Annotated in this window: 23 protein-coding genes and 1 pseudogene; 3 read left to right on the top strand and 21 right to left on the bottom strand. The window is 37.8% G+C overall.

All coding sequences use genetic code 11. The annotated features are described in order from the left end of the window. Positions 1–168 precede the first annotated feature (168 nt). Both MUN87_RS15715 and MUN87_RS15710 read right to left on the bottom strand, forming a co-directional pair. Positions 169–588: a universal stress protein gene (locus tag MUN87_RS15715; protein ID WP_244741547.1), complete on the bottom strand. Its 420-nt coding sequence runs from the start codon at positions 586–588 to the stop codon at positions 169–171. Positions 589–613: 25 nt separating this feature from the next. After that, on the bottom strand, positions 614–2,077 hold the full coding sequence (locus MUN87_RS15710; protein ID WP_244741546.1) for a SulP family inorganic anion transporter: 1,464 nt from the start codon (positions 2,075–2,077) through the stop codon (positions 614–616). A 171-nt stretch (positions 2,078–2,248) separates the two neighbouring features. Between MUN87_RS15710 and MUN87_RS15705 the strand changes: the two genes are divergently transcribed. Continuing rightward, positions 2,249–2,791 (top strand): recombinase family protein, encoded by a 543-nt coding sequence (locus tag MUN87_RS15705; RefSeq protein WP_244741544.1) that lies wholly within the window; start codon positions 2,249–2,251, stop codon positions 2,789–2,791. Positions 2,792–2,947: 156 nt separating this feature from the next. Here MUN87_RS15705 and arsC read toward each other — a convergent pair whose 3' ends face one another. The 6 genes and pseudogenes from arsC to MUN87_RS15675 form a co-directional block, all read right to left on the bottom strand. Continuing rightward, positions 2,948–3,367 (bottom strand): arsenate reductase (thioredoxin), encoded by a 420-nt coding sequence (gene arsC, locus MUN87_RS15700; RefSeq protein WP_244741542.1) that lies wholly within the window; start codon positions 3,365–3,367, stop codon positions 2,948–2,950. Positions 3,368–3,386: 19 nt separating this feature from the next. After that, positions 3,387–4,676, bottom strand: coding sequence for an arsenic transporter (locus MUN87_RS15695; RefSeq protein ID WP_244747985.1), 1,290 nt, complete (start codon positions 4,674–4,676; stop codon positions 3,387–3,389). A gap of 25 nt (positions 4,677–4,701) precedes the next feature. After that, positions 4,702–5,046 (bottom strand): ArsR/SmtB family transcription factor, encoded by a 345-nt coding sequence (locus tag MUN87_RS15690; RefSeq protein WP_244741540.1) that lies wholly within the window; start codon positions 5,044–5,046, stop codon positions 4,702–4,704. A 129-nt stretch (positions 5,047–5,175) separates the two neighbouring features. Beyond that, positions 5,176–5,313: pseudogene (locus tag MUN87_RS15685) on the bottom strand (YnfA family protein); the annotation flags it as partial. A 94-nt stretch (positions 5,314–5,407) separates the two neighbouring features. Beyond that, the gene (gene chrA, locus MUN87_RS15680) at positions 5,408–6,598 is read right to left on the bottom strand and encodes a chromate efflux transporter (protein ID WP_244741538.1); all 1,191 of its coding nucleotides are present in this window, start codon (positions 6,596–6,598) and stop codon (positions 5,408–5,410) included. Between the two features lie 19 nt (positions 6,599–6,617). Then, a complete protein-coding gene (locus MUN87_RS15675) occupies positions 6,618–6,923 on the bottom strand; it encodes a PadR family transcriptional regulator (RefSeq protein WP_244747984.1) in 306 nt (101 codons plus the stop codon). Between the two features lie 306 nt (positions 6,924–7,229). Here MUN87_RS15675 and MUN87_RS15670 point away from each other — a divergent pair, with 306 nt between their 5' ends. Continuing rightward, positions 7,230–8,240: an NADP-dependent oxidoreductase gene (locus MUN87_RS15670; RefSeq protein ID WP_244741536.1), complete on the top strand. Its 1,011-nt coding sequence runs from the start codon at positions 7,230–7,232 to the stop codon at positions 8,238–8,240. 235 nt (positions 8,241–8,475) lie between these two features. On the opposite strand, the gene MUN87_RS15665 is transcribed toward MUN87_RS15670, so the two are convergent. From MUN87_RS15665 to MUN87_RS15615, 11 genes are all read right to left on the bottom strand, one after another. Further along, on the bottom strand, positions 8,476–9,666 hold the full coding sequence (locus MUN87_RS15665; protein ID WP_244741534.1) for a response regulator transcription factor: 1,191 nt from the start codon (positions 9,664–9,666) through the stop codon (positions 8,476–8,478). Continuing rightward, positions 9,659–11,473 (bottom strand): cache domain-containing sensor histidine kinase, encoded by a 1,815-nt coding sequence (locus MUN87_RS15660; protein WP_244741533.1) that lies wholly within the window; start codon positions 11,471–11,473, stop codon positions 9,659–9,661. The genes MUN87_RS15665 and MUN87_RS15660 overlap by 8 nt, the downstream gene beginning before the upstream one ends. A gap of 30 nt (positions 11,474–11,503) precedes the next feature. Further along, a complete protein-coding gene (locus MUN87_RS15655) occupies positions 11,504–12,502 on the bottom strand; it encodes a substrate-binding domain-containing protein (RefSeq protein ID WP_244741531.1) in 999 nt (332 codons plus the stop codon). Positions 12,503–12,693: 191 nt separating this feature from the next. Further along, entirely contained in the window at positions 12,694–13,521 is an 828-nt protein-coding gene (locus MUN87_RS15650; protein WP_244741529.1) for a putative RNA methyltransferase, read from the bottom strand. A gap of 135 nt (positions 13,522–13,656) precedes the next feature. Continuing rightward, positions 13,657–14,463, bottom strand: a complete 807-nt coding sequence (gene phnE, locus MUN87_RS15645) for a phosphonate ABC transporter, permease protein PhnE (protein WP_244747983.1) — start codon at positions 14,461–14,463, stop codon at positions 13,657–13,659. Positions 14,464–14,469: 6 nt separating this feature from the next. Continuing rightward, positions 14,470–15,294 (bottom strand): phosphonate ABC transporter, permease protein PhnE, encoded by an 825-nt coding sequence (gene phnE, locus MUN87_RS15640; RefSeq protein ID WP_244741527.1) that lies wholly within the window; start codon positions 15,292–15,294, stop codon positions 14,470–14,472. Then, positions 15,287–16,069 (bottom strand): phosphonate ABC transporter ATP-binding protein, encoded by a 783-nt coding sequence (gene phnC, locus MUN87_RS15635; protein WP_244741525.1) that lies wholly within the window; start codon positions 16,067–16,069, stop codon positions 15,287–15,289. Before phnC ends, phnE (MUN87_RS15640) begins: the two co-directional genes overlap by 8 nt. Before the next feature lie 294 nt (positions 16,070–16,363). After that, positions 16,364–17,464, bottom strand: a complete 1,101-nt coding sequence (locus MUN87_RS15630) for a phosphate/phosphite/phosphonate ABC transporter substrate-binding protein (RefSeq protein WP_439649631.1) — start codon at positions 17,462–17,464, stop codon at positions 16,364–16,366. Between the two features lie 561 nt (positions 17,465–18,025). Next, positions 18,026–19,666, bottom strand: a complete 1,641-nt coding sequence (locus MUN87_RS15625) for an Ig domain protein group 2 domain protein (RefSeq protein ID WP_369413944.1) — start codon at positions 19,664–19,666, stop codon at positions 18,026–18,028. A gap of 143 nt (positions 19,667–19,809) precedes the next feature. Continuing rightward, a complete protein-coding gene (locus MUN87_RS15620; RefSeq protein ID WP_244747981.1) occupies positions 19,810–22,149 on the bottom strand; it encodes a helix-turn-helix transcriptional regulator in 2,340 nt (779 codons plus the stop codon). A 115-nt stretch (positions 22,150–22,264) separates the two neighbouring features. Next, entirely contained in the window at positions 22,265–23,263 is a 999-nt protein-coding gene (locus tag MUN87_RS15615) for an extracellular solute-binding protein (RefSeq protein ID WP_369414030.1), read from the bottom strand. A gap of 140 nt (positions 23,264–23,403) precedes the next feature. On the opposite strand from MUN87_RS15615, the gene MUN87_RS15610 reads away from it, so the two are divergent. After that, positions 23,404–24,753 (top strand): IS4 family transposase, encoded by a 1,350-nt coding sequence (locus MUN87_RS15610; RefSeq protein ID WP_244741523.1) that lies wholly within the window; start codon positions 23,404–23,406, stop codon positions 24,751–24,753. Between the two features lie 61 nt (positions 24,754–24,814). Here MUN87_RS15610 and MUN87_RS15605 read toward each other — a convergent pair whose 3' ends face one another. Both MUN87_RS15605 and MUN87_RS15600 read right to left on the bottom strand, forming a co-directional pair. Continuing rightward, complete coding sequence (locus MUN87_RS15605) at positions 24,815–25,363, bottom strand: extracellular solute-binding protein (protein WP_244741522.1); 549 nt, start codon at positions 25,361–25,363, stop codon at positions 24,815–24,817. A 48-nt stretch (positions 25,364–25,411) separates the two neighbouring features. Beyond that, positions 25,412–26,284 (bottom strand): carbohydrate ABC transporter permease, encoded by an 873-nt coding sequence (locus MUN87_RS15600; protein ID WP_244741520.1) that lies wholly within the window; start codon positions 26,282–26,284, stop codon positions 25,412–25,414. Between the last annotated feature and the right edge of the window lie 10 nt (positions 26,285–26,294).

Genomic DNA, 26,294 nt, shown 5'->3' with positions numbered 1-26,294 from the left:
CTAACAATTTACATTTTTTATAAGGATACCATAAGTGAGTCTTTACTTCCTGCATTTTACTGTAAAAAAATTGATTTATTTTATGATGTAATAAATCGTTTCTTTCTCTAAATAAAACAAATCGACTAACCTTTACGTATCTGGATTAGTCGATTTGTTTTAATGTGTTTATTTTACTATAAGAGCAGGACAGTTCACTCGTTTCATTACTTTGTGACTTACACTTCCCAAGACCATTTCCTGAAGAGCATTAAGTCCTCGGCTTCCAATCACAACTAAATCAAATTTATGTTGATTCGCATAATCTACAATTGTAGGGCCCGGCTCGCCATGTAAAAAAATTGCCTGATAATCTACATTTTGTGCTTTCAACATTTCTTCTATTGGCAGGATTTTTTTCTTTCGGGAAACCTCGAGCTCTTCTTTCCCTTTTGAATGTAAAATATCCGATTTGGCTTTAGAAAAATCAGCTACATATACAACTTCAATGGAACAGCCCTCTACAAGTGAAGCCAATTTAATCACTTCATCCGCAGCTCTTAACGAATTTTCAGATCCATCTACCGCTAATAAAATTTTTTCGTACATCCTAGCACTCTCCTCCCCATTTGAATTAGTGTGCAGATAGTTTTGCATCCCCATTATGGTATATCGCTAATTTATCCACCATTTTCTTACTGGAAGAATTTAAACCTTTTATCTCTACTTCGTTACCTTTTTCACGATATTTCAAAACCACTTTATCAATAGCTCCGACACCAGAGTCGTCCCACACATGTGCATTTGAAAAGTCGATCATAATCTTTCCGTTCGTTTGTTGATAATCAAACGATTCTACAAAATTTTCTACAGATGCAAAAAACAATTGGCCTTCTACTTTATACCAATATACATCATTTTTAACGTGCTCTTTCACCTTCAAATGGGAAATCTTTGCTACAAAGAAAATAGCACTTAACAACACTCCAACAATAACTCCTTTAGAAAGGTCATGAGTTGCTACAACTATCCCTACTGTCACTAGCATGACGACAGCATCTGTCTTAGGCGCCTTGATTATATAAGAGAATGAAGACCAATCAAATGTTCCAATCGAGACCATGATCATAATACCGACCAGCACCGGCATTGGAATTTGAACTACAAGATCACCCAGGACAATAATTAGAAACATTAGAAACAGACCAGCGATCAAAGTAGATAATCTGCCTCGTCCACCTGATTTCACATTAATAACAGATTGTCCGATCATGGCACATCCTGCCATTCCACCAAAGAATCCTGTCACAATGTTGGCAATCCCCTGTCCCCGTGCTTCTTTATTTTTGTCACTATCTGTTCCAGTCATATCATCGACAATAGATGAAGTAAGCAAGGATTCCAATAATCCTACAATAGCTAAAGCCAACGAAAAAGGAAAAATAATCATCACCGTTTCCAATGTGAAAGGAATATTAGGAATAAAGAATTCTGGTAATGATTGCGTGATGGCTCCAAGATCTCCTACTGTTCTTAAATCTGTGTTAGAATAAATAGCAATTGTAGTTAATACAATGATCGCAATTAATGGAGCTGGTATGATTTTAATAAATCTAGGCAATAAAAAGACAATTAATAACGTAATAGCAACAAACACATAAGTCATTGTTGAAATACCGATAAAATGTGGAACTTGTGCCATAAAAATCAAGATAGCTAGTGCATTTACAAAACCTATCATAACCGCTCTAGGAATAAACTTCATCACTTTGGCAATTTTAAACACACCAAATAATACCTGTATGATACCCGTTAAAACAGTTGCCGCTAACAGATAATTAAGTCCATGTTCCTTTACTAACGGAGCCATTAACAAGGCCATTGCACCGGTCGCAGCAGAAATCATGCCAGGCCTTCCACCAGCAAAAGCTAAGATTACAGCAATACAAAATGATGCGTACAGGCCTACCATTGGATCGACTCCTGCAATAATGGAAAAAGCAATTGCCTCAGGAATCAAAGCCAAAGCAACAACAATTCCAGCTAGAATATCGCCTCTAATATTAGAGAACCATTGTTTTTTTATATTTTGTATCATTTTTTCACCTCAATTATATATTTTGTTTTAACAAAATTCGTAATGTTTTTTCAACCAACAAAAAACATTCTATCACTTATATTCCCAAAAAGTAACCCTTTTTAGGAACTATTCTTAAAAAATTTAAACATGTTATGATGAATAGCACAAGGAAAATTAGGAGTGAACTTGATGATTATTGGCTACATGAGACCATATCATAACGACAATAACTGTGAGTTTCAAAGCACATACTTGTCCGGAATAAATTGCAAGAAAATTTTCACCGAAGAACATTCTTTTGCAAAAAAAAGAGAAAAATTACAAGAAATGATGAACAGTATAGAGAAAGATGACATAATTGTTGTAACCAAACTGTATATTTTTGCTGATTCAACAAGACATTTAATGGAGCTGCTAGAAACGCTAGAAATGAAAGGTGCCTATCTGCAGTCTATTCAAGAAGGTATTGATACAGCTAGTGATAAAGGAATTTATTTTACCGAGATGTTAAAACATTTACTTCATTTTCAAAGTGATTTGATTAGTGAAAGAACAAAAAAAGGACTCCACGAAGCGAAAGAAAAAGGAGTTAACTCAGGCAGACCTAGAAAAGCAGATGAGAATGTTAAAAAAGCAATTCGTATGTATCAAAGTAAAAATTATACATTAGCTGAAATAAAAACAAAAACAGGTATCAGTAAATCTACATTGTATCGGTATTTGGAAAGGTAGTGCATAATTGCACACATAAAGGAGGAAGCTCGATTCTATTATGGAATCCGTACTATATTTTAAACCTATAAAAAAAAGAACCCTTTTGAACTTCTATGGATCAAAAGGGGTTCTATCTTCTATGGCATGTTAGGCAAATTCAATTAAAATCTTGAATTATTCTCCCGCTTCTGCAAACTGCTGGATTCTTTCACCTATTTCATCACGCACCCGTTGGAATACTTCCCATTTCTCTTCCTCTGTTCCTTCTGCTTTCGCCGGGTCATCAAAACCCCAATGTTCCCGTTTTACGGATGTTGGTGTAATGGGACACTTATCTGCAGCATCCCCACATAGTGTTACGGCTAATGTTGCATTGTTTAATAATTCCGAATCAATAATATCAGACTTTTGGTCAGAAATATCGATGCCGACTTCATTCATGGCTTTCACCGCATTAGGGTTTAATCCGTGCGCCTCGATTCCAGCACTGTAAACCTCCCAGTCATCCCCTAGATGTTGTTTAGCCCAGCCTTCCGCCATTTGGCTTCGACATGAGTTTCCTGTGCATAAGAAGTAGATTGTTTTTTTAGACATTATTCATGAATCTCCTTTATTATAGAATGAGTAGTGTGACAAATAATCCTACTAATGTGATAAACAAAATCGGAACCGTCAATATAATTCCAGTCTTAAAATAGGTTCCCCATGATATTTTAACCCCTTTTTGTGATAATACATGGAGCCATAATAAGGTAGCCAATGAACCTATTGGTGTGATTTTCGGGCCTAAATCAGAGCCAATCACATTGGCATAAATCAGCGCTTCTCTCATCACACCGGAAGTATTCGTTTCTGCAATAGCGATAGCATCAATCATCACAGTAGGCATGTTGTTCATAATGGAAGATAATATAGCAGCTATAAAGCCCATCGAAATCGTTGCAATAAATAACCCTTGTTCTGCACTTGCCTCAATAACATTTGCTAACACGTCAGTAAGTCCGGCATTTCTCAAACCGAATACGACAACATACATACCGATTGAGAAAAACACAATTTCCCATGGAGCACCCTTGACAACTGATTTTGTATTTACTGCTGGACTATTTCTAGCCATAATTAAAAAGAAAATAGCAATGATACCAGCTACAATGGACACAGGCACTTGAATACATTCACTTACAAAGTAACCAATCAGCAGGATACCAAGCACATACCATGAAAGACGAAACATTCTGGTATCTTTAATTGCCTCAACCGGCTCCTTTAACTGACTAAGGTCATATTTTCTCGGTATACTTTTCCCAAAGTAAATTAATAAAACCACAATCGTTGCTGCCAGCGAGAATAGATTCGGGATGATCATCCGTGACGCATATTCAACAAATCCGATTCCGAAATAGTCTGCTGATACAATATTCACTAAGTTACTGACTACTAATGGCAAAGAAGTTGTATCCGCAATAAAACCACTGGCCATAATAAATGGAAACACCATTTTTTCTTGAAAATCCAAATTACGAACCATCGCAAGTACAATTGGTGTTAGTATTAATGCCGCTCCATCATTCGCAAAAAAGGCGGCAACAACTGCTCCTAACAAACTGACATAAACGAACATTTTGACGCCATTACCCTGAGCTGCCCTAGCCATGTGCAATGCCGCCCATTCAAAGAATCCAATTTCGTCCAAAATCAAAGAAATAAGTATGATTGCAACAAAGGCAAGCGTTGCGTTCCAAACAATCCCAGTAACCTCCAGGACATCATTAAATCCAACTACTCCTACTAATAACGCTAAGATGGCTCCGCCACATGCAGACCATCCTATCGATAATCCTTTTGGTTGCCAAATAACGAATACTAACGTGACCATGAAGATTACCGATGCAAGTATGACCATTGATGACAAATTTCTTCCCCTCCCATTAACAACACGTAATGCGTGTTCCTTTTTCCTCTAGTTCTTTTAATTTATGATCCTGATTAGGTAGTTGAATAAGAAGTTGTTCTACAAAAGGATAATACTCATTATTTTTGTTCAGTGAATAGAAAATCCACTGACCTCTTCTTTCTTCTTTCACTAACCCAACGTCTCTTAATTTTCGAAGGTGTTGACTTATCGATGGCTGACTGGTATTGAAAATTTCCACAAATTCGCATACGCAACAATCGTTATGTTCCAACAGTTTCACCATTGTCAAACGTGTTTTATCACCTAACAGCTTCAACATTATTGCCGCTTTTTCGATCTCCATCGTTGTTTTTAACATGTTAAGACACCTCTTTTTTTATTCGTATATAACCATATAACAATTTGCTTATATAGTCAATAAAAAAAGCTTGCGATTCTGTTTCCCTTTTTTTATTGACGTGGGCAAAAATACATAACAGAAACATCTGCCAGACAGAACAGATACTATAATAAAAACACTGCCATATGCGGGATACACTCTTCCGAACGAAAGAAAGCTCTGAAATGGAACAATCACACCGTATAAGGCTAATCCTCCACCAATTTCAGCTAGCCCCGCAAAAATGAAGTGAGACTACAATCAGTGGAGAGGTATTACGGACAGTTAGCGCCGTGATAAAGTGCTAATCGCTATCACTTCCTAACGTGCTGAATTCTGATTACATGATCACCTGTAAAAGGTATCCACCTATCACACCAATTATCACAATGAACCAAGCTGGTACTTTCCAAACAGTTAACAAGCCGAATAATATAACACCTAATGCGAAGTCAGTTGTGTCAAAGATAGAACTACTTATTACCGGATCATAAAATGCCGCTAACAAGATTCCTACTACACTGGCGTTTACCCCCATTAATATTCCTTGAAAGCTTGCGCGTTTTCGTAAATCATTCAAAAATGGAAGAGCTGCGACTATTAGCAAGAACGAGGGGAGAAATATTGCAATTGTCGCTATGACAGCTCCAGGTATTCCTTCCATCATCGTCCCAAGGTAACTGGAAAATGTGAACAAAGGACCTGGGACAGCTTGCGCCATTCCATATCCAGCCAGGAATTCATTGGCTGTTAACAAGCCAGCAGGAACTACTTCGCGCTCAATCATTGGTAAAACCACATGTCCGCCACCAAAAACCAACGAACCAACTCTAAAAAATATATCAAACAGGTAAAGATAAGCGTTATCTGCTAATCGATTCAACAAAGGCAAACTAATAAGTAAACTAATTAGAATTGTTAAGGAAGTCCAACCCATCCTTTTCGAAATATTAATAGACAGAGGCTGTACGTTTGATTCTGCTTTCTGCTTAAATAAGGATAACCCCAATAAACCAGCACCTATTATAATGAGTATCTGCATCCATGCTGATGGATACAATAACATGATGACAGCAGCCACTACCGCTATTGTCAGTCTTGTTTTATCAGGTGTTAATTTTTTACCTAATCCGATTAATGCATGTAAAACAACAGCTGCTGCAACTATTTTTAGACTATGGATGAAACCGGCATCTTCTAAAGAAAAGGTCTGATACATCCATGCAAATACAACTAAGACAAGGATTGATGGTATGGTAAATCCAAACCAGGAGACAAGACCTCCAAGTATTCCTCCCCGCAACATACCAATTGATATACCTACCTGGCTACTAGCAGGACCCGGAAGGAATTGACAAACAGCTATAATATCCGCATACGTTCGATCGTCTAACCATCTTCGACGATCGATATATTCGTCTTTGAAATAAGCTAAATGTGCAACTGGTCCACCAAAAGAGGTCAGACCTAATTTCGTAGATGAAAATAAGATTTCCATCAGAATTTGAAATCTACTTTTTGGATTAGACATTGATTGGCACCTCCTTCTTCTAATTTATTTCTTTAAACAACTCATAGGCTTTTTTCTTTGCCTCTTTAAGAACTTCATTTCCTTTATCCGTAGTAGAGTAATACTTTCTGATTTTTCCCTCTACATTTTTCTCTTCCTTCTCTAAGAGCCCATCTTTATCCATCGAATGTAAAATTGGATAAAGAGTACCGGAACTAATGTTATAACCATGTTCTTTCAACTCATCCACCATCCACACACCATAAACCGGTTGCTCCTTTGCATGGTGCAAAATATGGATATGAATAAATCCAAGGAACAGTTTTCGCAATACCTTATCTTCCATCATTTCATCACTACCTTGTCATAATGGATTTCGATATCTAATCTCGATATCGAAAGTATATAAGATGTATTAGATCTATTTCAATGAACTGATTAAAACTTTACAGAATCTTAACAAACGTAGGTTTATACGAAAAACAACACACAATATATAGCTGTCTTTAGCTCTGAAGCTTTTACTAAGCATATTCCATTTGTTCATATTTCCAAATAGACAAATACGATGAGCAGGTTGCTTTATTCTCCTTTTTATTTCTGTTACTTTAAGTAAGTGAAAGACATTATGTAAAAAATAGGAGTGATAAACATGACGAAAAACAAACAAATACTATTAGCAAAGCGACCAGTAGGTACTCCTGATAAAGATACATTTAAATTCGTAGAAACAGATAGTAAACAACCGGAAAATGGAGAAGTATTGATTCGTACGATATACGTATCTGTTGATCCGTATATGCGTGGCAGAATGATCGATGCCCCATCTTATGTAGCACCGTATGAGTTAAATGATGTACTTGGCGGTGGCACAATTGGCGAAGTAGTAGAATCTAATTCTGACAAATTTTCACAAGGTGATATTGTCCTTGGCGGCTATGGCTGGCAAACGTATTATACGGCAAAAGAAGACGAAGTTCGTACAATTGATAAAGACATAGCACCTATCTCTACTCATTTAGGCATTTTAGGTATGACAGGTTTAACAGCATACTTCGGATTACTTGATATTGGTAAGCCTAAAGAAGGAGAAACAGTCGTTATCTCCGGAGCTGCAGGTGCTGTTGGTTCAGTCGTTGGTCAGATTGCCAAAATAAAAGGTGCACGTGTTGTGGGCATTGCAGGTACTGACGAAAAAAATAGGTACTTAAAAGAGGAATTAGGATTCGATGAAGCGATCAATTACAATACTACCAACAATATAGAACAAGATATCGCTAAAGCCTGCCCTAATGGCGTTGATGTGTATTTTGATAATGTTGGTGGAGAAATTTCCGATGCAGTTCATGCTAATTTAAATAAATTTGCCCGAATCTCTGTATGTGGTGCAATTTCTAAATACAACATCGAAGGTGAAGACACGGGACCACGTATTCAAATGACATTGATCAAGAAAAGCGCGAGCATGCAAGGATTTACTCTATACGATTTCGTTGACAGATTTCCAGAAGGATCTAAAGCACTTGCACAATGGCTGCAAGAAGGTAAGTTAAAATACGAAGAAACGATAAAAGAAGGTTTCGACAATATTCCAGATGCATTCCTTGATTTATTCGAGGGTAATAATATTGGGAAACTGTTGGTAAAAGTAGACAATCAATAAGTAGTTAACAGATACCATATGAAAAACGTCTAAACTCTGCTGCGGAGTTTAGACGTTTTTTAGCATTTGGATAAATTGAGACTTCAATCAGTGGGGGTATTACAAACGGTTTGCGCCGTGATAAATTTCCGGCTGTCTTTCGCTAAAGAAACATACTGAAATATGGCTGGGCGCGAAGTGATTGGCAAAAGAAGTGGCAAATCACAAGAAGTCTAACCGACCTATCTTCTAAACACTAAACTTGCTGTTTAAATTGCTTAGGAGTAACACCCATCGCCTTGCGAAAGGCTGTGCTGAAGTAATGCTGGGAGTCATACCCTACTTGCTCTGCTATCTCTCTAATAGTATAGTCGGTGGTTTTTAATAAATCCTTGGCAGCCTGCAATCTCATTTTTGTTAGGATTTGCACATAAGAAACACCTAATTCCTGTTTGATCGATTTACTTAGATAGACGGTTGATACATGAAGTAAACTCGCTATTTCTTCCAATGTCAGATGAGGATCTTGGTAATGCCTACGCAGGTAAGCCAAGGCCTCTTTAACCAATGGCGATGATTTCACTCGCTGGTTCACTACCTGCTTTGCCTCATGATAGTTGGAAGCAATTTCAACATTCGAGATTGGTATTAAGTGGCCGAAAAGATGCTGACCTAATTCCTCCGATATGGTATTCTCTATTTCCACAACTACCTGCTCGGGCAACTGTTCCCATAAGAATATCGTTATCCATTGACTTTCCTCGCTGTACATTGCATAGGTGTAATCCTGCAACTTGATTTCCAAACTTTTTTGCAAATCATTTTTCTGTATGTGTTGCTTCTCTTCTTTCATAAAGTGCTGACCTGCCTCACCTTCCTGCCATTTCAGCACCAGTAATGAACAAGGAAGAGTGGGTGGCAAATGAAAGAATTGAAGCTGATGCAGCACTTCCGTTTTCGAAAGATTACTAGAAAGCAAATCTTGAAAGAAACGATTTCGTAATTGCAGCTGATTTTTTTCGACTTGTACCGAAGCCTGTTGAAAGAATTGCTCTTCCTCACGGTCTCGTTCTAACTGTGTCATCAGTTCGGTTAAAATGCCTGCAAGCTGATCAGGATCCACCGGTTTTAATAAATAATCTTCTACCTGTAGACGGATCGCTTCTTGCGCATAGCGGAAGTCATCATAACCGGAGATCACAACCATGCGGCAACCAGGAAGTTTTTCTTTAATTTTTTTCATAGCTGTAATGCCATTCATAATCGGCATATTTAAGTCAATAAGCACTACATCTATTTGATTAGCAAGTGCCTGTTCTACCGCTTCCTCTCCATCCTCAGCTTCTGCAACTACTTCCATATGAAAGTCAGCCCAATTGACAAAGGTACGAATACCATCCCTAATAATAAATTCATCGTCCGCTATCAATACCTTCCATTTACTCATGATTATCCTCCTCATCAGTTGACAGATTAATAGGAAGTAAAATTGAAACCGTCGTTCCAGCGTTTTCTTCGCTATTCATCTCCAGACCGAAACACTCTCCGTGTGTCAGCTTAATTCTAGCTTGTACGTTTAGAATGCCATAGCCTTTCTTATTGCGGGTCTCCTCAGGATTTTCTGTACGGTCCACCGCTGCAGTTAAGGCGGCTCGCATTTCATTCAATTGTGCTTGCGACATTCCTTTTCCATCATCTCTAATTTGAATCCAAAGAAACCCTTCTCTCTCTTTCGCCAGAATTTCTATATGTCCCGCTCCTCGTCGCTCTTTAATACCATGATAAATCGCATTTTCAACAATTGGCTGCAAAATGAATTTTAATACAGGTATGCGCTTGATCGATTCATCTACGTCAATGTAGTAATGCAGTTTATCTCGGTATCTGGTTTTTTGTATCTTTAAATAACTATCAATATGATCCAGCTCTTCATATAATGAAATATAATCGCGGCCTTTACTTAAGCCAATTCGAAACAGCTTGGCAAGGGAAGCAACGACTTCGGCGACATCGTTAGCTTTTTGTTTTCGTGCCATCCATTGTATAGTATCCAGCGTATTATAGAGAAAATGCGGATTGATATTCGCCTGCAAACTGCGAAACTCTGCGTCTCGCTTTTGTCTCTCCTGACGTTCGGTCAAATGCATCAGCTGATTGATCTTCCTTACCATTGTATTAAAGCTTCTTCCTAACAGACCTATCTCATCTTCTCTTTTTTCCTGGTAACGGACCTTGAAGTCTCCATGCTCTGCTTTTCTCATAAAAGAAACAAGCTGAACAATCGGTTTCGAGATTGAATAAGAGAGAAAATAGGAAACCGGAATTCCAAATAACATAATAATAAAAATAAATGCGACTAAATAAAAGTTTATTTCTTTTAATCCAAATACCGTCTCTTCTGCTGGAAAAACTGCCATCGTAATCCAATTAACAAAAGGAGAACGCTGATAAATAAACTGTGTTTTCTCTCCATCAATCACCTTGGAAAAATCACCTGATTGCGATGATCCGATCCAATCCAAAGGCACATCCGTTACGATCGGCTGATTCGGTTGAAAAATATTCTGACCATTGTCGTCCATCACCATTAAATAACCACTTTTGCCTAATGTGACATCTTGGACCTCTTCCGCAATAACACGCAGCTTTAAATCCATTAACACCACACCGTATAGTTCATCTGTGAAAGGATCGACCACTGCTCTTACCACGGTAACGACATCTTCATTCGTATAATCGACGATCGAATGCAATCGTCTGCCATCCGGTCGGCCAATCACCTTAAAAATTCCATTGTTCTTTACCGCAGCTGTATACCAGGAAGTCTTCGTTAGATCCATAATGGATGGAGCATATAATTCATTACTGACATACTCCCCATCACTATTGACAACCATAATACCTGCAACTTCAGGCGATACAGTTGTAAACGTTCGCAAAAAACGTTGAATATCATAGCGATTGTCTGTCGAATCAACCGGTCTATCAGAACTTCCGATGAATCCTGCCACATCCTCATTATTAGCGATCATGTATGAATAACTTTGCAGATTACTAATATAAAACTCAAATGACTCATTAACTTTATCAATTAATTGCAACGTATTGTCCGTAACCTGCTCTTCCATTACTCTTTCCACTGTCCAGCTGATAAATAATCCAAGACAAATAATTGGCAAAATACTAATTAACAAAAAATGCGAAATTAATTTATACCGTATCGGAAAATTATTGATTTGCGTCCATCGTTTCACAAACATCCATCCATTTCTACGCTGCAGCCGTTATTCTGCCGGGTAATAATCACTAACATTTTCCTTCGTTACGACTGTGATACCTGTATCCATATATCGAGGTAACTTCGTTTCAGCTTGCACATCCCCGGATAAGTCATGTTGAAGATGAAATAAGAACTGTAACGACCAATAGCCCATCTCCCACGTACCTTGTGCCATCGTGGCAGATATCACCCCTTCTTCAATCATATCGAGCGTACCTTTATCGGTGTCAAAACTGATAATATGCATTTGACCTTTTTTGTCTTGATCTAATACAGCCTTGCCAACACCGACACCGCCGTTCGCCTCGGAAGCAAATATCCCTTGCATTCCTGGATATTCATCCATCAGTTCTTCGGAAACCTCCTTCGATATCATTTGGTCACCACGCCCATCCTTCACAGCAACTACAGTCATATTCGGATACTCTTTCGCAATTGTATCCTGAAATCCTTGCGTGCGTTCCTGGTGATTCAGCTGATTCGGATGCGTAATAATACCGACATCACCTTCTTCTTGCAATAGTTCCGCCATTTTATGCGCAGCCGTTACCCCTGCATAATAGTTATCCGTCCCTAAGAATGCATAGGCTTTACTCTCCGGTGCATCGGCATCAAACATAACAACAGGGATACCCGCCTCAACAGCCTGATCGATCACTGGATTCAATGCCTCGGGATCCATCGTAGAAACAGCAATTCCTGAGGGATTCTTGGCAATAACCTGCTCCAATACCGTAATCTCTTCGTTTACGTCATATTGCGTTGCCCCACGGTACTCCACGGAGACATTTAAGGCTTCCGCTGAATCTTCAAATCCTTTTAAGGCTCTCTTCCAATAATCTATTCCTGCCTGAAAAGTAAGCATGACATATGTTTCTTCCATAGTCCCGCGTAATTCATGCTCTGAATAATCATTGCTTGTTGTTTCACTCGTCTGATATTGATAAACATACAAGACAAATAAACCAATTAATATAATGTAAACAACGAGTAGCTTCTTCAAATTGTAACCCCTTTCAAAAATCCATAACTGTATTCCTTCAACAGATTGTGGTTGAAGGAATAGAATAAAATGATACTTATTCACCGATCCGTTTGTACCAAAATTGTATAGGAAGTGACAGGAATATTCAACCTATTTTTGTGATAGAGATAACAACTCTTGTACTAATATATGAGGACACAGAGCTTGTATTACGCTTTAGCAATTATTATATCGAAATCAATGGTAATTGATTGAAACGGCTTTTTCACCTGTTTTCCCCACGTTAAAGGCGTCATATTCCAAAGTGCAGTATGTAATTCGCCTGGAATGTCCCAGCTATACTGAATCGTTTCCACTTGAATATGTTCAAATTGTTTTCGGCAATTATTAATAACTTCTTTGTTAGAGTAATGCTCACTATCCTGTTGCATTACCTGCTCTCGGATTTCTTTTAAATAACCGGCACGTGGAATGACTTTTATTAAGAGGCCATTATTCATTAACAACCGTTTAAATTCCTGATAATTTGCAGGCGATAATATATTTAATATCACATCAAATTTTCCACTTTGAAAAGGACTTTGTGCTAAATCAGCAACCGTCCAAATCATATCCGGATGATATTTAGCAGCAGTCAGAATACCATCTTTGGCAATATCCATACCGATAGCCGTTATCCTGTGATCAGATTGATGCTGAATATGCTGCAGATGTGATCCTTCTCCACAACCAACATCTAACATATTTAATGGTGTATTAGCTTCTGCAGCAATAATATCGACAATTTTCTGATGAAGTAAGTCATACATCCCGCTTTTAATCATCTGATAACGCGCTTCAAAAAGCTGTTTGTCATAATCTTTTGGAGAGGCTTTCGTATAGAAATTGACATAACCTTTTTTCGCTAAGTCAAATTGGTGATGAGAGGCACAGATTACCGAGGTATCCTTGATCTTAACTGCTTCTTTACAAATCGGGCATTGAAAAAGAGAGTGATGCTTATCTATTAATTGTGCTGCTCGTTCGATTTTCTTCATACTCGTACTCCATTTTTTCTTTTATCGTATCTTGAATCCGAAAGAAATGCAAACAGTGGTACATACGCTGCTAATTTGGACTTCATATTATATAGTACAAACCCCCGTCCCCATTAAGGGACGGGGGTTACTATTTCACCCTCTGACTAACTTATTCCGTGTATAATTGGAATAAAGTTCCACCATTAAAATTAGCACAACTAACCCAATCAGGATCGAACCTACTTCGTTCCAGCGATAGGCGTTCATCGCGAAGATTAATGGTGCACCTATACCACCCGCCGCGACCAGGCCAAGAATCGACGCTTCACGCAGATTCATATCAAAACGATAAATGATGACCGATAAAAATATCGCAAAAAGCTGTGGCACGATACCGAAACGAATTTTTTCAAAGGTTGTACATCCGATGGACGTCATCGATTCAAAAATGCTCGTATCCAAATCCTCAATAGCGTCCACGAATAATTTAGCAAGCATTCCCACGGAAATCAATCCGATCGTTAATACACCTGCAAAAGGACCAGGCCCTGTCACTCGAATAAACATCAGACCGTATATTAAAGAAGGTACCGTCCGAATCACTATAAGCAGAAGCCTGGTTAAAAAAGCTAACGGTTTTGGCACGACATTTGATGCTGACAAGAAAGCTAATGGTACCGCAAGAATAGCTCCAATAATCGTACCCAAAAAGGCAATCGCGATCGTTTCGACTAACAAATACAATACTCCCTGCCTGGTGACATTCAGAAGTAAATCCAAGTCCGGTGTCACAATACCAGTCAAAATGCTCTGCGCAATTGCCCAGCCGCTTTCCTCCATATTCTCAACATTCACTGCGGTTAATGACCAAATAAATAACACGACGATCATACCTGCCATCACTAACAAGTATTTTTTATTTTTCGGTGCTGCATATAATTTTTTTTCGATTACATCCATCATACGTCAAGCCTTTCCTATCAGCTTTTTCCTAAAGTGCTCACTAATGGTTTCGATAAAAAATACGGTAATGGCTAACATCAACAGCACCATTCCTACTCCGGCGTAATCACGCCAGCCTAGTGCTTCATCCAACAATAACCCAATACCTCCGGCTCCTACATACCCGAGAATAGCTGCGTAACGGACATTTCCCTCGAAACAAAACAATGAAGTTGATAAAAAATTAGGAAGTACTTGCGGAAATATTGCATAGCGAAAAGCCTGGATCCTATTCATTCCTAAAGACTCCATCGCCTCAAAAGCATCCATACTAGCATTTTCGATTTGCTCATATAGTAATTTTCCAACATAAGCAAGCGTGAATAAAAAAATAGCTACTGTTCCGGCAAACGTCCCCAGACCAAAGATAAAGGTTGCAATAAGCGCCGTCACTAAGGTGGGCATCGTTCGTAACACACTGAGAACCAATCTAGCTATCATCACAATAATTCTGGATTGAACGATGTTAGAAGCAGCGAAGTAGGCTGCTGGTATCGCCACAAGCGATCCAATCACAGATCCTAGCAGTGACATTTTTATCGTATCCATCAACGGCTTCCAAATATTCGGGAGGTATTCCCATTTTGGTGGAACCATAGCTACCACAATATCAAAAAATTTGTACCCGCTTTGAAGTAAAACCGAAAATTCAAATCCGGTAAATTTCACAGATAGATAGATTGCCATAATAACAATTAGTACAGTCAAAGGTGTACGTGAGCGTTTCTCCATAATGGTTTTTCCATTTGGCAGTATGATTTCTTTCGGCGGAAACACTTTATCAAACATAAGCACCTTCTCCATACACTTCCGCTGTCATACCTTCTTTTCTGCCTTTATAAATATAATCTAATATCTCGTCCGTTACTTCTTGAGAAGGTCCGTCATAAACTATTTGCCCTTCCCTGACTCCAATAATCCGCTCCGCATATTCCAACGCTACTTCGACATGATGAATATTCATAATTACCGATATATCCATTTGTTGATTGATTCGCTTAAAATCATCCATGACTTGTTTGGATGTAACGGGATCTAAGGAGGCGATCGGTTCATCAGCCAGTAGTATATCGGGATTTTGTGCTAATGTTCTTGCTAATGCCACCCGTTGCTGCTGACCACCAGAGAGCTGATCAACTCGCACGTATGCTTTATCCAGTATCCCTACTTGATCAAGTGCTGTTAACGCTTTTAATTTCCATTCTTTCGAAAATATTCCGGTCACCTTCCTCCAGAAAGGTAATTCCGGCACAAAGGAAACCAGAACATTTTTAAATACCGTAGTTCGTGTAACCAGGTGAAAGGATTGAAAAATCATACCGATTCGCCGGCGGAACTTGCGAATCTCTTTACCACGTAATTCTCCAACTTCGATCCCATCCACAACGAGAGAGCCAGAGGTAATATCGTGCATACGATTAATACAACGAATCAGCGTCGATTTCCCGGCACCTGATAAGCCAATAACCGCCACGAATTCCCCTTTCTCAATCTTCAAATTAATCTGCTGTAATGCTTTCACGCTTTTACCATATGTCTTATCTACGTTTATAAACTCTATCATTCTCTATCGCCATCCTTGTTAGAAAAGCCCGGCATCCGTTGCGCTTTTTATTTATATTGATTATAAACACGACGTCGAGCTTCTTCCTTGCTAAAATGCAAAATGCTATGCCTACTTAACGCGAAAAAAAAGAGAGCTGTCTCAAATGGTCAACCAGTTGATGATTGGCGCTGGACAGGAAACAACCTAAACTCCCAACAAGCCACACACGCTTTGTCCCATTGTTCATCATTGGTTTCTCTCCCTTTTGAAACAACCCCATCTAAGTTTATTTCTACTAAGTTGTATCGCAGCTTAATTTAAAGACTGTACCATTTCCTGCGCTTCACGTTCTTTATCATACTCAGCATCCGTTGCTTTTTGGTAACCTTCATGGTTATAAATAGAAATAACTTCTTTACCTTCTTCTGTTTCAGCTATATTTAGAAAAGCCTGCTGGATTGCTGCTTTTAAGTCCTCATCCATGATGTCAGCGTTTTTGCTTACGCTGATTGTGTCGTTATATATACCAGATGTAACGCCGATGACATTGGTCTCATCCCAAATCGTACCTTCACGATTATTCTCTGCTTGCCATGCATCCGCATTATCGCGGCGAGCATCAGCATATGTTACCATCACATCAATTTGTTCAGCTGCCAAACGCGCAAAAGCACTACCATAGGAATCTACTGATACTTTATTTGATAAGTCCATCAGTGTCTTATCAAAATGATCCTTTAACCATAGTGCTGGATAAATATATCCTGCAGGAGAAGAAGTAGACATCACCGCCCACGATGCACTATCCATATCTTCAAAAGTTAATTCTTCACCGCTATTCACTTTCTCCGCCAATTCCTGTCCTTTCTCAGATGGACCCGCAATCATTAAAGCACGGTAATAGGTAACCTGCTCATCACTTGCCTCTGTTGGCTTGTTATCATTCCAGTCCTTCGCATTGTCAGAATCATTGGTTAAACCAGCGCGCGTAGAAGTTAAAAGTACTTCTGCACCATCATCATAAAGGACATATGTACCACCGGGGATAAATCCAATATCGGTAGTACCTGCAGATAAGGCCTCACCAACAGCTTCATAGCTTGTCCCAACTGATATATCAACATTTCCAATATCATAGCCTAAGTTTGTCATTTCTTCTTTTAGTAAATCCTTTAAAGGCTCTGTCGCCGTTATAATCTCTTCCGGTTCGCGCGAAGGTACAAAGCTGATAGACAATTCATCGATTGCTGTTGTACTTTCTTCTTCAGATGCGGAAGCTTCATTTTCTTTATCATTAGCTTCAGCCTCTCCTTCTGTTGAATTATCTGCGTTTCCTTCTTCCGATACTCCACAAGCAATTAACATTACTGCTAAAGACGCCATCACTAATAACAACCATAATTTTTTCAACATAGTTGTCCCCTTTCAATAATATATAATATAGAGCCTATCTTTGAGTGTAGATCATCACTGTTAAGCCACAATGAAAATAATGTAAATTTTCATTAACTTTTGGAAGAATATGCATAAAAATGAGACCGATGCATAGCAAAATTTGCATATACCCAGAGATGAATGGCCAGACATTATTGCTCTAGCTACAGTCAATCAAAGTGGAAAAATCCTGTGAAGTAATGGCACTTTTATTCACTAATTATTCGAATGTAAAGTTGAAAGGGACAATATACGGTGAAAATTATATGAAACTGTCAGATTGAATGCTCTAACGGATAATATACGGTGGGAATCTTGTGGAAATGTCCAATTGAAATCCTCTGTCTAGCGAATAGTAGATAATTGCCGATCAAGTGAACATACTTCTAACACCCTACATTTTCACTACTTCAAGCGCTTGTCGTTGTTAAATTCTATACGTTCCTACCGTAAAAGAAAGTCGAACCTCCTACGAAATTCCATAAAATTCGTTGGGTTCGACTTTTGTAACTAGATTACTGTTTAAGCAAATTCCATGCTTTATTCTGCTATCGTAAAATTATCAATATTGATGCGTTCTCCACTAGTACCACTTACCACAATTCGAAAACGTACTGTATTCGTTTCATTTGTTAGAATCGTTGACTCAGCTAAAGAACTGCTACTGCTGTATGGACCTGCTACATGTGTCCAAGATGATCCGCCATCAGTGGACTGTTCTAATGACCATTCCGCTCCACTATCATGGTTAAAATTAGCATGTGATAAACTAATACTCTCTGCGCCACTTACATCGAAGTTCATCGTTATAGAACCATTGGATCGGATACGAGCCGACTGTGTACCATATTTCTTATCCGTTGATAATTTCCCAAGCAATGCATTATCAAAGGTCCATGATCCAGACTCGAGCAATACAGTTCCCGCTGCATAAGCTGCCTTATTACCTGAATCAAAATCTTCTGTTGCACCATCAACTGGCTCTTCTGGGTCCGTCGGTTCATCATTTTCTGAATATCCGTAGGAACCTTCTGCAAAGGTAGAGTGATCCCACCAATTATACCCTGCATCAGGTGTGTCCCATGGCTCTGATTGTGGTTCTGTTGAAGAAGCAGGATTTTCCATAGTTAATAAGTTTGTAGTTTGATCTAAATGAATTCCAGTTAATTGATCGAAAGATGAATAGTTTTCCTGGGTTGCTAACCAATTAATTAAATTAACAAGTAAGACATGATTGTCATGATCATAAAACCCATTATAAGTTGTTTTCGTCCCGCCTGTTTCTTCGCGTTTATACTTTGGCGTAATATCTTCAACTGGTGAAGAATCACCAATTACGGCTACTTTTCCTAGGCTGTGTTTTCCAATTGCTACATATGGGCCTTCAGCTTCCCCGCCACCATTATAGACACCTTGATCAACTGCATGTGACCACGACGCATTGGTATCTTCTATATAGACAATTCCCTTCGCTTTAGCAGGATCTGTAATGGCCACGGTAGAACCGGCATGCATCGTCATCGTTCCTACATTACTGGTAATATCAAATGACTGAGACGGAGAAACTATCACATCTGATTCCACGTTCCCCAGCGCATTGTATCGTATTCGCATACCGAAGTTATCACTCAGCCAGTCAGAACTAGTTACATTCTCCATGTAAAAGGAATTCTCTTCTTCCTGACTCATTCCCAATGCGGGATCTGACCAAGCACCTCGTCGGTACCCATTAAATACCTCGGAGGAATCCCATCTGTTTTTGTTTCGATCTGCATTATAGTGATCTGCAATAAAAAATATACTTCCACCTTGATCGACATAAGCTAGCATTGCTTGCTGTTCCTGGGTAGAAAACGGAATATTCGCTTCAGGAATAACAAAAACATCGTAAGGGGTTAAATCAGACAAACTAAATCTTCCAACTTTTCGCAATTCCTTCACATCATAACCTTCTTCAGCAATCGCATCAGCAAAATCTGAGAAAGCACCATCAATTACCCAATCCGCAGCACCTGCTGTTTGCCCGTGCGTGTTATCAAACAAAACCGACATTCCATTTGCTGACCCAATCGCATCAATCTCCGGAGCAGGGTCAGATGGACCTTCCGCATCAACTACAGGTGAACACACAATGAGTAAACACAAAACAACAATTAACAAGTAGGACAATTTCTTTAGCATTGTTCTTCCTCCCATTGATAGATTAGCTTTCATGTCTAACCTAACAAATAGATATTATGTCTATATTTGGGAGTTGTTAAATTATAGTAAAGATTAACCTATCTATTGCTTCTACCTAGTGGAATCCTCATTTGACCCTTCCTTTAATTCAGAACATCCTTTCTACTTTGTTTCCGATATTCAGATGGCGTGATTCCTTCGTTTCTCTTAAATAATCTATTAAAATAACTATGTTTATATCCAATATTTTCAGCAATCTCATTTATTTTCATATCGGTTTCTATCAACAACTCTTTCCCCTTATTTAGACGGATATTGGTTATATAATCAATGAAATTCCAACCAGTTATATCTTTAAATAACTTACTTAGTATCGATGGATTTAATTTCACAAATTCCGCACACTCTTCCAATGATACGTCTTTCATATAATTTCCTTCTATATAATGCATTACTTTCTCTACAATGATTTGGAGTCGTTGATTTTTCTTACTAGAAAGCTCTGAAATCATAGGATCAATAAGATGGACTTTGAACCATTGATCCATTTCATTCATATCCTTAATTTCATTTAATTTCTGATAAAGGTTTGAACTCTCATTAACAACTTCATGCATTAGTCCTGATTGGATAGCAATTTGTAATATAGATCCTAATAATTGGAACGCACATTGTTTATAAACAGCTTCTGACATGTCCACCGAAGAAAGTTTATAAAAAAATTCTGTAATGAGGGTTTTCGCTTCCTCTTTATCTCGTAATCGGATTGCATGTAAAATTTGTTTCTCTATATCAAAAGGATACTCCATACTTTGGCTTTCTCTGTTTAATTCATTAACATTGTCAATTTCGATTATTTGATTATTTTCATGAACATTTCGAAAGCTTAATGCACTTTTAGTTTCCTCAAAATTTTGATATATTTGCTTAATGTGCTCCGTCTTTCGACTTATACCAATCGAAACATCCATATTGAATTTTTCATTCATATATTTAATAAGTGTATTATTAATCATTCCCAGTTCTTCTTTTAAATGACGGTATGATTTATTCTCTTCAGAAATAATAAATACACCCAAGGTTAAATTATGAAAATTGATGACATCTGCTTGAATTTGATATTCCTTTATCAATTCCTCCATAATATTGCTTGCTATAAACGTAATCAACCCTTCATCTTCATCAAATTTGTCTTTAATGTTAGAAAACCCAAAAAGTTGAATGTACATCAAGCTAAAGTATTGATCCTTCAGCTGCCAGCCGAAGTGTTCCATCCGCTCTATTAAAATCCTTTCTTGATAACCATTAAAAAAGCCCTGTATTAATTGTATAAGGAATCCTTGTCTTAAATAAGGAAATTGTTTCGTTATTCTACGGTGAAGTTGTTCACTCTCTGCGGATAGAGAATTCCATTCATTCTCTATCATTTCAAATTCATTAGCTGTACCTGATTTACCTGCCTTCACCTTGCCCATTAGATTTCTAATCGGTGCATATAATTTATTAGAAACAAATACTGCTAGAATGATGGCAAGCCCTAACATACAAATGCTTACGATTAAGAATATTTTTGAAATAATCAACACAGGCTGTGTAACCGCTGACAAAGGAGCGATTGAAATATACTTCCAATCCTCCTGAAGTCTTGGAATGGTGTCATATGTTACGGTGTATGTATGCTCTCCCCAATCCATATCAAATGTATCATTAGGAAGACTGCTTTGATTAACCTTGTCTAGAACACCATTTTCAATATTATTTAATGTTGTTCTCTTATCCTCGGTAAAAGCCCACTCAGCATCCGTTCTTTGCAGAAAAACAGAGCCATCTTCGTATGGAGATTTTATTAATTCAGAAAAAATATCTATATCTAAAAAAACGATAGCATAAGCTGTATCACTAGAGTTAAACACAGGAATCTTATGAACTAATTTTATTGGTGCATAATCTTCTGAATAATTTGATTGAATCGTGTTTAGCTTAGACGTCCAAAAAATATTACTTGATGAATCTTCAAAAATATTTCTGTATGTTTCCTTTTCGTCTTTCTCTTCTAGTTTTTTATAGCCATTTTTAGTAAATACTATAGGATTATTTTTATCAATGAATAATTCAACTCTTCCGATTAAAGGATTAGAACCTTCCATAATAACAAGCATTTTATACATTTGACGAACCCGTTGATACTCATGAATGACATCAATTTCGTGAAAGGTTTGGATAAAATTTGTATCCGACACCCAACTTCCAAGTAATAATTCTACATTTGTTAGCTGTTCATCAATCGTTTCGACTGTTTTCCCTAAATAATTCTCGTGTACCTCATGTAATTCATCTTCCATTTGTGATTTACTCACAACAAATAATATAATACTTAAGATAATGCCTGGCAAACTTGTCACTAATAGAAAAATAATCAAATTTTTACGATAATTTTTGTTAATGAGCAACCCTGCAGCTTTCGAAAAATATCTTTGCATCATTTTTTTCAATAATACGGACCTCCTTTTCTTTTCCGTGTATTACTCTATAACGTTATTGTACAAAAAATCTCTCCGCCAGACTATAGCAGAGAGATTTTCCACAGATTATATTTGATTATCGATTTTGAAGGGCTTCATTTATTTCTTCCGTCATTGCTTGAAAATCAGGATCTTGCTTTAAATCTTCCACAAAGCTATCCCAAGCATCCAATGACTCTGATCCTAGTATAATCTTTGTTTTCAAATCTTGAATACGCTTTTCTAATTCCGGCATATATGTTTGTGCCGTTTCAGAATATAGACCAAGACTGACATCAGCTACACTAGTTGCTTCTCTTTCATCTTGAATCTTAGCGTATAATTCTTGAGCTTCTTCCGGAAAAGTTGGTTTCACAGTGCTTGCATACTTATCAGCCACATATACGATCTGATTAAAGTCTCCTATAGAGTCTTCCTGTGCTTTTTCAGTGTCAATAACAACTTCACCATTTTCTACGGTATGGTGAATCCCTTCGATTCCTTCTCTGTGCAGTTTAAATACGTCATCTGCCATCCAATCATTTATCATTTGTAGAATATCTTTCATTTTATCCTCCGAAACACTTTTCGGAATAGCATTTGCTCCCGAGAACCCTGGTCCTTTTGGGTTATAGCCATTAATCTGTGTTACAGGATACAAATCTGTCATCTCCAAGTCAGATGTAGTAGTCTTTAATGCATCATAATACTCTTGGAACGTACCAGTTTTTTCACTTATCATTCCCGCTTCGCCACTTTTGAACATATCTTGTGTTTGACTTACTTGTAAAGAAGCGAAATCTTCTGGAATTAGTCCATCATCATATGCATTTTTTAAAAATTCCAACGCTTCTTTTGATTCCGGTAGTAATGCAGTGTGTATCAATTCGCCATCTACATCTTTCCATGGACCTGTTGCTCCGGTATAGATTTGTTCCATCACATTTAAATTGCCCATTCCTGTTGCTCCTACATAACCCGCTAATCCCCTCGTATCGTCTTCACCGTTTTGATCAGGGTCTTCGTTTGTAAAGGCTTTCAACACTTCGTATAATTCATCTGATGTTTCCGGTACGTCCAGCCCAACATTATCCAGCCAGTCTTTTCTTAATACAAAAAATGTATCTCCTTCAGAAGGCCTCGGACCATAGCCGTCAAGCTAAGCATTATGGTTTTCGAAAAACGAAAAATGCTGTACTCTAACGGACGGAATATACTAGATGGAGGGATCTTTCTATGTCATTTACGAAAGTTATACAGCCATTTGTTGAAGCAATACATAAAGTGTTATCTGTATCAAAAATTCGGGAGTTAGCGCGAAAAACGGGTTTCATAGAACGACAAGGTAAATTAAAAGCGGAAGAATTTTTAATTATCAGTGCGTTTTTGAATCAAACAGTTGGCGGGAGTAGTTTGCGTGACTTATGTTCAGCCATGTCGCGATTATCATCAGGCACACAATTGTCGAAACAAGCATTAGACCAACGTTTTACCAAGGAAAGTGTTGTCTTTTTACGAGAAATGTTTTTTCAATTAGCTGCCCAACAAAATCTGGTGAGCATTCCATTCGATTTGGATCGTTTATTTTCCCGCATACGTATATTGGATGCTACCTCTATTAGCACGCCTAAGCATGATTCTTCTTATCCAGATGGCACCAAAATACAATTGGAATATGAACTGTATCAAGGGAGATTTATGCATGCATTATTATATGATTTAATGGACAGTGATCAAGAAGCAGCACGTGAATTAGAAGAAACCATTGAGAAAGGAGACCTTGTCCTACGAGACTTGGGTTATTTTTCAGGGGAACACCTGAAAAATATAGACAAAAATCAAGGATATTATATCACACGAGTGCCAGCTAATCAGACGTTTTGGACGTGGAATGAAGAAGGAGAAAAGGTTAAACTACATCCAGAAGAAGATGGCGAGCACTTGAAGCCAGGAGAAAGAATCGATTATGGGTGGATTCAAATCGGGAAGAAAGGCAAGAATACCTGTCTATCACGAGTGGTTGTGCAGAAACTAACCAAGAAAGAGCAACGTCAACGAGAGGTTTATTTAAAAAGAAGAAGGCAGAAAGGGGCCAAAACCCCATCTGCCAACAAAAGAACTCATATTCAAATCCTTGCCACCAATGTAACACAGGAACAATTGGATGCGCAAGATCTCTATCCTATTTATTCATTACGTTGGCAAATCGAGATTCTGTTTAAAACGTGGAAATCTCTATTTGACATAGATGATGTGCGGGCCGTAAAATCAGAGCGATTCGAATGCCATTTATATGGTACCCTCATTCATATCCTGCTTTCTTCTATGATCGCGTTTCAGTGTCGTAATTATCTTTATCAAGAGAAGGCGTTTGAGGCGAGTGAGTACAAGTGTATTGATGAAGCGAAAAACGCTATTATAAGCGCAAAAGATCGACCCATTTTTAGCTTTTCTTACCTTCAAAGTATCATAAAAAACATCTATGAAAATATTTGTAAGCATGGTGAAAAAGAACGGCGAAATCAGCAAAAGAGTATGAGAGATATTCTATATAAAACATACAAAAAAACATTTCATATGGCATAGAAAAATTTAAAAAACAGGATAAGTTACCCGTGCATCCAAACGCTAATAACTGGAAATATATTTAAAAAATTGTTTTAAAATAACAGATTAATTTATGAAGGTTTTTTTGTTTTTTCTTAGCTTGACGGCTATGAGGCCTCGGACGCGGAATGCTATAGTTTGCACCATCAATACTGGTTAATTCCCAAGCGATATCACTAATTCCTTCTTTTATGTTTGGATAATCATCAATATAAGGTGATACATCCCAGAAGGCACCTTGCTGAGCAGCTTGGCGGAACACAGGATCAAACGGGTCCGGAACTAACATTAAATCTGGCAAATCGCCTGAAGCTAACATTACATTAAATTTCTCTCCATAATTATTAGCTGACACCCACTCAATGGTTAAATCGGTATTAGTTCCTTCTTCAATTGCTTGCTCTAATTCACCCTCTTGTTCAGGTGGCGTCGGACTGAAGAAGTGACTCATGATTCTAACTTCCGTTGTATCAGATCCACCTTCTTCACTGTTACCATTATTTCCACTACTTTCCTCATCACTTCCGCTACACGCAGCTAATATAGATAATAACAGAACACTCATCAATACCAGAAACTTCTTTAACATAACTAACCCCTCCTGAATAATGTATAGTTTATCATATACCAATCCTGACTACTCTTTTATCGAACCTATCATCACTCCTTTAGCAAAATGTTTTTGTAGGAATGGATATATCATAAGGATTGGTACAATCGCAATAACTACAGCTGCCATTTTTAATGTTTCGCTTGGCGGCGGCTGTAAAAGTGGATCGACATCACCTAAACTACTACTTGATGCATCAATTAGCATATTCTGCAAAAGAACTTGTATGGGCCACTTGCTAGAATCATTTAAATAAATTAATGCATTAAAATATTGATTCCAATATTGCACAGCAAAGAATAAACCAAAGGCAGCTATAGATGGTAGCGATAATGGCAGTATAATCTTAATCCATGCCGTGAAATCATTACATCCATCTATCGTTGCTGCTTCGACTAATGTGTCTGGTAAGCTATCATAAAATCCTTTCATCAGGATAACAAACCATCCATTTGATAAAGAAACTAATATGACAGACCATAGACTATTTATCAATCCTAATTCTTTCACTAATAGATAATTAGGAATAATCCCTGGGTTAAATAAAATAGTGAACAAAACCAGTAGTAAAATAAACCTTCTTCCTTTGAACTTTTTTCTCGAAAGTGCGTAGGCAAAGGAAGATGTAATAACTAAACTGATCGCAGTCCCAACTACCGTTAAAAAGGTACTCACACCTAGCGACTGGACAAAAGCTCCCGAAGATAACAAATAATTGTACGAAGCAAACGACCAATTCTCAGGAAATAACACGATGTCTTTCTGTAGATATTCCATCGGATCTGTAAATGAAACAACTACTACATAATAGATAGGAAACACTGTCACAATCCCGATAATTCCTAAAAAAATTAAGTTAGAGACATCAAATACTCTATCACCTAAACTCTTACCAATCATGTAATCTCTC

The sequence above is a fragment of the Gracilibacillus salinarum genome (genome assembly GCF_022919575.1).
GTDB lineage: Bacteria > Bacillota > Bacilli > Bacillales > Amphibacillaceae > Gracilibacillus > Gracilibacillus salinarum.
The sequence above is the reverse complement of the archived record's forward strand: the minus strand, read 5'-3'. Positions and strand labels throughout refer to the sequence as shown.

What these genes read in the sequence shown, in the direction of transcription:
- MUN87_RS15705 (WP_244741544.1), top strand. Translation starts at nt 2,249, where the DNA reads ATGATTATTGGCTACATGAGACCATATCATAACGACAATAACTGTGAG.
- MUN87_RS15715 (WP_244741547.1), bottom strand. Translation starts at nt 588, where the DNA reads ATGTACGAAAAAATTTTATTAGCGGTAGATGGATCTGAAAATTCGTTA.
- MUN87_RS15695 (WP_244747985.1), bottom strand. Translation starts at nt 4,676, where the DNA reads ATGGTCATACTTGCATCGGTAATCTTCATGGTCACGTTAGTATTCGTT.
- MUN87_RS15675 (WP_244747984.1), bottom strand. Translation starts at nt 6,923, where the DNA reads ATGGAAGATAAGGTATTGCGAAAACTGTTCCTTGGATTTATTCATATC.
- phnE (WP_244747983.1), bottom strand. Translation starts at nt 14,463, where the DNA reads ATGGATGTAATCGAAAAAAAATTATATGCAGCACCGAAAAATAAAAAA.
- MUN87_RS15650 (WP_244741529.1), bottom strand. Translation starts at nt 13,521, where the DNA reads ATGAAGAAAATCGAACGAGCAGCACAATTAATAGATAAGCATCACTCT.
- MUN87_RS15605 (WP_244741522.1), bottom strand. Translation starts at nt 25,363, where the DNA reads ATGTTAAAGAAGTTTCTGGTATTGATGAGTGTTCTGTTATTATCTATA.
- MUN87_RS15625 (WP_369413944.1), bottom strand. Translation starts at nt 19,666, where the DNA reads ATGCTAAAGAAATTGTCCTACTTGTTAATTGTTGTTTTGTGTTTACTC.
- MUN87_RS15600 (WP_244741520.1), bottom strand. Translation starts at nt 26,284, where the DNA reads ATGATTGGTAAGAGTTTAGGTGATAGAGTATTTGATGTCTCTAACTTA.
- chrA (WP_244741538.1), bottom strand. Translation starts at nt 6,598, where the DNA reads ATGTCTAATCCAAAAAGTAGATTTCAAATTCTGATGGAAATCTTATTT.
- MUN87_RS15620 (WP_244747981.1), bottom strand. Translation starts at nt 22,149, where the DNA reads ATGATGCAAAGATATTTTTCGAAAGCTGCAGGGTTGCTCATTAACAAA.
- phnE (WP_244741527.1), bottom strand. Translation starts at nt 15,294, where the DNA reads ATGTTTGATAAAGTGTTTCCGCCGAAAGAAATCATACTGCCAAATGGA.
- MUN87_RS15630 (WP_439649631.1), bottom strand. Translation starts at nt 17,464, where the DNA reads ATGTTGAAAAAATTATGGTTGTTATTAGTGATGGCGTCTTTAGCAGTA.
- phnC (WP_244741525.1), bottom strand. Translation starts at nt 16,069, where the DNA reads ATGATAGAGTTTATAAACGTAGATAAGACATATGGTAAAAGCGTGAAA.
- MUN87_RS15710 (WP_244741546.1), bottom strand. Translation starts at nt 2,077, where the DNA reads ATGATACAAAATATAAAAAAACAATGGTTCTCTAATATTAGAGGCGAT.
- MUN87_RS15670 (WP_244741536.1), top strand. Translation starts at nt 7,230, where the DNA reads ATGACGAAAAACAAACAAATACTATTAGCAAAGCGACCAGTAGGTACT.
- arsC (WP_244741542.1), bottom strand. Translation starts at nt 3,367, where the DNA reads ATGTCTAAAAAAACAATCTACTTCTTATGCACAGGAAACTCATGTCGA.
- MUN87_RS15690 (WP_244741540.1), bottom strand. Translation starts at nt 5,046, where the DNA reads ATGTTAAAAACAACGATGGAGATCGAAAAAGCGGCAATAATGTTGAAG.
- MUN87_RS15610 (WP_244741523.1), top strand. Translation starts at nt 23,404, where the DNA reads ATGTCATTTACGAAAGTTATACAGCCATTTGTTGAAGCAATACATAAA.
- MUN87_RS15665 (WP_244741534.1), bottom strand. Translation starts at nt 9,666, where the DNA reads ATGAGTAAATGGAAGGTATTGATAGCGGACGATGAATTTATTATTAGG.